The organism is Bradyrhizobium sp. (assembly GCF_049798375.1).
Lineage (GTDB): Bacteria > Pseudomonadota > Alphaproteobacteria > Rhizobiales > Xanthobacteraceae > Bradyrhizobium.
The window spans coordinates 1-5,948 of sequence record NZ_JBARGP010000188.1 but is presented as its reverse complement, the minus strand read 5'-3'; the positions used below and the strand labels follow the sequence as shown (position 1 = coordinate 5,948).

Annotated in this window: 6 protein-coding genes; 3 read left to right on the top strand and 3 right to left on the bottom strand. The window is 63.0% G+C overall.

Going from position 1 to position 5,948, the window contains the following annotated elements; translation table 11 throughout:
* Positions 1-111: 111 nt before the first annotated feature.
* The 3 genes from WA702_RS07985 to WA702_RS07975 form a co-directional block, all read right to left on the bottom strand.
* Positions 112-477: a hypothetical protein gene (locus tag WA702_RS07985; RefSeq protein WP_425109985.1), complete on the bottom strand. Its 366-nt coding sequence runs from the start codon at positions 475-477 to the stop codon at positions 112-114.
* 225 nt (positions 478-702) lie between these two features.
* Positions 703-1,326 (bottom strand): transglutaminase-like cysteine peptidase, encoded by a 624-nt coding sequence (locus tag WA702_RS07980; RefSeq protein ID WP_425109984.1) that lies wholly within the window; start codon positions 1,324-1,326, stop codon positions 703-705.
* A 333-nt stretch (positions 1,327-1,659) separates the two neighbouring features.
* Positions 1,660-2,274: a PilZ domain-containing protein gene (locus WA702_RS07975; protein ID WP_425109986.1), complete on the bottom strand. Its 615-nt coding sequence runs from the start codon at positions 2,272-2,274 to the stop codon at positions 1,660-1,662.
* Between the two features lie 226 nt (positions 2,275-2,500).
* On the opposite strand from WA702_RS07975, the gene WA702_RS07970 reads away from it, so the two are divergent.
* From WA702_RS07970 to WA702_RS07960, 3 genes are all read left to right on the top strand, one after another.
* On the top strand, positions 2,501-3,487 hold the full coding sequence (locus WA702_RS07970) for an MBL fold metallo-hydrolase (RefSeq protein WP_425109983.1): 987 nt from the start codon (positions 2,501-2,503) through the stop codon (positions 3,485-3,487).
* 39 nt (positions 3,488-3,526) lie between these two features.
* On the top strand, positions 3,527-4,444 hold the full coding sequence (locus tag WA702_RS07965) for an AraC family transcriptional regulator (RefSeq protein ID WP_425109982.1): 918 nt from the start codon (positions 3,527-3,529) through the stop codon (positions 4,442-4,444).
* A gap of 245 nt (positions 4,445-4,689) precedes the next feature.
* A partial coding sequence (locus WA702_RS07960; RefSeq protein ID WP_425109981.1) for an ABC transporter substrate-binding protein occupies positions 4,690-5,948 on the top strand: 1,259 nt, incomplete at its 3' end.

Sequence of the window (5,948 nt, the reverse complement as noted above, 5' to 3'; positions counted from 1 at the left end):
AGGTCAAGCAGCCAAAGCTGTGGCGGCGGCAGCTATCGCACTGCAGCATTGTGTTCGCTGACAGCCCGGAGAGGCAGGGCGTCCGAACGCGGAAGTGCCGGGCAGATGAACTCACTGGGACGCCGAGCAGTCCTTGCAGATGATCAGCTTCTGCTTCAGCCGCGCATCTTCGGCCTGATTGACCGCCTGCTCCTCGGCCCAGTCCACTTTTCCGCGCGAAGCGGTGGTGGATCGGGACGACATGGCATCGACGCTGGCCGCCTTGCTGCGCCGACTTGCCTTCTTCGGTGGCGTCACGTCGACTGTGGCGTCGTCATCCGCTGCAGATTGATCGTTGAGCCCATCCCAGGCGGGGGCAGCCGCGACCGGCCCCGGTGCGCCAGGGGCGGGGGCCGCGGTCAGCGCAACCGGCCCGCTGCTGCAGCCACTCGACGACAGGCAGCAGTTCGACAAAGTGAGCGCTGCGGCGAGCAGCACGGCGCATCGCAATATGAACATGCCAACAACCTAAGACGTATGAGGCGATGAAATTCAAGGCCGGCCACTCAGCCGCCGGACGATTTCGCGTCATACCTCGAAAGCAAGGCCGAAAAAAGTTGCGGCCAGGCTTGGGGGAGCCTGGCCGCGCGCGAACCGGTCTGGGACGGGGAGGGGTGGGGATGTGACCGGGTCGCGGAACTCAATTCTGTGTTGGCTTCAGTGCTACTTCGCGCTCGCCGTGGACACGGCCGGGTGGCTGTCGCCGAGCGAAACCCACACGTTCGGGTCGCTCTGCGACTGCCGCTTGACGAAGCGGTAGCCGGTCTCGGTCCAGGCGACGACATTCTCGTTCTGATTGTCGAGAACGTACTCGCCCTTGTCGGTCTTCACGGTCAGCACCGCGTGGCCTTCACCCCGGCGGTCGCGCACCACCGTGATCAGCAGCGCTTCCCGCGGCCAGCCGGCATCGATCAGCAGCTTGCGCTTCAGCAGCACGTAATCTTCGCAGTCGCCGTAGCCATCCGTCGGCAGCGACCATTTCTCGACCACGCCCCAATGATCCTGGTCGGTCATCGGCTTGACGTTTTCGTTGACCCACCGGTTCACCTTGGAGAGGTCGCGCCAGGCGGTCTGCGACAGCACGATGTCGCGAGGCTGCGAAGCGCCGTTGCGGCACTCCGTGGGATTGTCGGCGCAGAACTCGATCCATCCAATCGGCGCCCTCGTCGTGTCGCCAAGGCTTGCATACGTCGCGCGCTCGTCGGCGGCATGTGCTGCAGTCCCCATTCCGATCAGCAAGGCGATGATCGCCAATCCTTTGCTGCTCTGTCCCGTCCGTTTGAACATCGTGGCCCCCGTTTTTTGTTGGGACCATGTGTCGCATAAAGCTTTTGCCCGGCCGCTAAGTGCTCAGCGCAAAGTCGAGACAAATGCGAGTAAAAACAAGGACTAAGTAGAGATAAGCTTGAATCGAATTCGCTTAAAATGCGAGACATCTGCAATTGATTCAAATGCGATGCATTAAGTCGCGAAGGGCTGAAATCGCAGCGCTTACGCGCGTGCACGGGCGGGCGGATTAACCGTGCTGGTGGGGGCGTGGGCGCGGGATGCCGTGACGGGCGCTGCGAAGGGCGACGCCGTTCGATCCGGGGATATACGGGAAATGGGGGGCGCGCGGCTTTACCGTGCGCTAACGCTCTCTTCGAGCGTATCCGCGAGCTGCGGATGCATGAACTCGATCGCGACGCCGTCCTCGAGATTGCGCACCACGCGCGCAGCCACTCGGCCGAGCATGACCTGCGATTTCATTTGCGGCCGGGTCTCGGCTGCGATCGCGGCGCCCGACAGCGACAGATCGATGATGCGGCAGGTCATCTTGGTGCCGTCCTCGAGCGTCAGCACGGCAATCGGGTTGCGCGGGATGATACGGTCGTGACGGCGATCTTCCGGCAGGTTGAGGATGTCGCGGTTGGCGAGCCAGGTGAGCTGGGCGGCGAGCTTGTCGCGCTTGCGCGCTGTCGCGCCGATCGTCATCGCAAAACCGTTGTCGATAATGCGGGTGATCTTGCCCTCGACGCGGCCGATATGGTCGAGATAGGCGATGACGCGGTCGCCGACGGCGCCGATGCCGGGCGCGAGCAAAGCGAGCCCGCCGGGCGACATATTGATCACCTGGCAGGGAAACTCGCGGCGGTCGGGCAGCATGTAACGACCGAGCAGGTGGACCCTGACGCGCTGAAAGCGGCGGCGCTCCTCGGCTGCCGGAAGAGACAGTTTTTTGTTCGGCAACGCCATATTCGCCACTCGAAGCGGGCTCCGCAGGATCGAACGACCCTACGGCCAGCAGGGTTAATGCAGCGTTAGCTTTCGCCGCGGCCGCCCGGTTTTCACGGGTACGATGCCCGCGCGACACGCTCTGTTGGCATGTGAGTTCAGGTCACATAGGCTCAGCGCATCAACAACACCGGCGATATGTCGGGGATTGCTCGGGAAACGTCCGATGCGCTTGAGACCCAGTTTGATGCTTCTCTTTGTGGCCACCCTGTGGTCGTGGTCCGCTGAGGCGGCCGAAATGAAGGTGACCCTGCTCGGAACGGGGACGCCGACGCCGCGGCTGTCGAGCTTCAGCGCCTCGACCCTGATCGAAGCAGGCGAGGAGCGGCTGATCTTCGATCTCGGCCGCGGCTCCACCATCCGCCTGTTTCAGCGCAAGATCCCGCTCGGCTCGATCACGGCGCACTTCATCACCCATCTGCATTCCGACCATGTGGTCGGGCTGCCCGACATGTGGCTGACCGGCTGGCTCGGCACGCCCTATGGCTCGCGCAAGACGCCGATGGTGATCTTTGGCCCGACAGGGACGGTGGCGATGACCGAAAACCTGACCAAGGCGTTCTCGGAGGATATCCGGATCCGGATCGACGACGAGGGCTATCCGCCGGCCGGCATCGCTTTTGCCGCCACCGATATCGGGCCGGGCGTGGTCTATGAGCGCAACGGCGTCAAGGTCACCGCGATCGAGGTCAATCACGGCGAGAAGATCAAGCCGGCGCTCGGCTACGTGGTCGAGTTCGACGGCAAGAAGGTGGTGCTGTCGGGCGACACCAAGCCGGATGCGCGGGTGGAGAAGGCGGCCGAGGGCGCCGATCTCCTGATCCACGAGGTCGCGGTGATCGATCCCAAGCTGCTCAAGGACTATCCGAACTATCGCGCCATCGAGGATCATCACACCGCGCCGGAGGAGGCGGGCAAGATCTTTGCGCAAGCCAGGCCCAAGCTCGCGGTCTATTCGCACATCGTGTTCGCGACGGTGAAGCCGGTGCAGGACGTGCCGGAGGACGCGCTGGTCGCACGCACGCGCACGACCTATCAAGGGCCGCTGGTGGTTGGGCGCGACCTGATGTCGTTCGTTATCTCCGACAAGGTCGAGGCCTTTGCGCCCGACGGCGGTCCATTGAAGCCGACTTTGGGACCTGATGGCGAACTTGGGACCGCCGTGAAGCACTGAACCGTGTCGCCTAAACATCCAACAGAAGCGCAATGCCGCATGACCAAACTGGCCTCGCTGTCCAAGCTCGCGACCAAGACGCCGGTGTTCGAGCACATCATGGTCGAGCCGTCGGAATCCTTCCTGTGGCGGTGCGACGACTATCCCTGGGAGCGCAATGTCTGGAACTATCATCCGGAATATGAGATCCATCTGATTCGCAATGCATCGGGTGTCGCGCTGGTCGGCGACCATATCGGCCATTTCGGACCCGGCCACCTCACCGTGGTCGGGAGCGGCCTGCCGCATGACTGGGTCACCGTCGTCACGCCGGGCACCCGGATATTACAGCGCGATATCGTGCTGCAGTTCGATCCCGAGCGGATCAGAAGCGCGGCGTCAGTTCTGCCCGAGCTGTCGCAAGTTGAGGCGTTCCTGAAGCGCGGACTGCGCGGGCTGTCCTTCCATGGCGAGACCCAGCGCACCGCCGCCGCCATGCTGGAGGAGATGGGACGGATGAGCGCACTGGCGCGGCTTTCGCATTTTCTTCGCCTGCTGCACCTGCTGAGCGTATCCGAGGACTACGAGGTTCTGTCGTCGGAAACCTTCACGCCCAATCTCGATCTCAGCGCGCTGGCCACGATCCAGCGCGCGCTGGGCTTCATTCACCAGAACTTCAATCGTGACATCGCGCTTGGCGACGTCGCTTCGATGTTCGACATGAGCGAAACGGCGTTCTCCAGGTTCTTCAAGAAGAACACCGGCAACACCTTCAGCGATCACGTCACGATCCTGCGCGTCGCCGAAGCCTGCAAGCTGCTGTCGGATACGACCACGGCCATCACCGACATCTGCTTCGAGGTCGGCTATTCGAACATCTCGAACTTCAATCGCAAGTTCAAGGAACGCCGCGGCATGACGCCGTCGCGTTATCGCGATCTGGCCCGTCGTCGCACCCGATCACGGCTGGCGGTGTAGCGCACGCAAGAGGCTCGGGATCGAGCGTCGGCCACGGTAAGGCGCGCGACGGCTGGGGCGCGGGACCGTTTCGGTCGGTTGCAAAAAAGTACAGGTTTTGCGCATGGCTGCCACTAGGAAGCGATCGGCCCGCTCGTATTTTTCGATCAGCGGCGCATCCGAATGGCTCACGCACATCGGGACCCCCGAATGAAGGTCCGAGCGCCGCGGTTCAGGCAATGCCTTTGTTATCCAGGGAGGGAAGCATGGCAATTCACAATCGGCTGTCGGTGGTTCTGGGCAGCATCCTGTTATCGACTGTTCTCGCCGGGTCCGCCTTTGCGCAAAGCTGCAGCGGCTCGATCAAGGTGCTGGCGCAGTCCCGCGACGGCCTGACCTTGGCCGAAAAGTACAAGAGCGAGTTCGAGAAGCTCAGCGGCGGCGCCACCTTCGACATTGACTATCTGAACGAGAACGACCGCCGCGCCAAGACCAAGGCGGACGCCTCCACCGTCGGCAAGTACAACGTCTACTACATCGACGAAGCCAATGTGGCGCTGTTCGCGTCGTCGAAATGGATCGTTCCGCTGCTCGACTACTATCCGAAGCAATATGACTATGCCGATTTCGATCCAGGTCGTCAGAAGGTCGCGACCTTTGACGGCAAGCAGTGGTTCGCCCCGCTCACCGGAGGCGGCGATCTGCTGGTCTACCGCAAAGATCTACTGGAGAAGGCGGGCGTTCAGCCGCCGAAGACGCTCGACGAATTCATCGCCGCGGTGAAGAAGCTGCACGATCCCGAGCACGGCGTCTACGGCGTCGCGTTGCGCGGCCAGCGTGGATCTGGCGCCAACGTCTGGCGCTGGATGCCGTATTTCCGCGGCTTCGGCGGCAACTGGTTCGAAGGCAATACGCCGGTGTTCGACAGCGACGCCGCGGTCAAGGCGACCAATACCTATCTCGACCTGTTCAAGTACTCCGCACCGGGCACGCGGACCGGCAGTTGGGACGAGTCGGTCGGTGCGTTCCTGTCCGGCCAGGTCGCGATGCTGGTCGAGTCGACGCCGCTGGTCGGCCTCGCGCTCGATCCGAAAGTGTCCAAGGTGGTCGGCAAGGTCGGCTATCTGCCGCCACCCGCGCCGCTGACCGGCGGTGGCTATGGGCACGGCCTCGCCATCGGCGCCAAGGCGAACAAGACCGAGGAAGCGAAGGCTTGCGCCGGGTTGTTCATCGGCTGGGTGACGTCGAAAGAAAACGAGCAGCGGCGGCTGGACGCCGACCAGTTCAGCGAGCTCAACCGCACCAGCATCATGACCAGCGACGGCTTTGCCAAGAGGTATGGCGCCGATCTCGGCAAGGCGCTCGCCGACACCGCAAAGGTCACGGCCGTGAACTTCTGGCAGGACCCGCAATGGCCTGACCTCGGCGACCACTGGGGCATCGAGCTCGAGGAACTGGTGACCGGCACCCGCAAGGACGTGAAGGGCAGCCTCGACGAACTCAATGAGTTCGCAAAGGGCCTGAT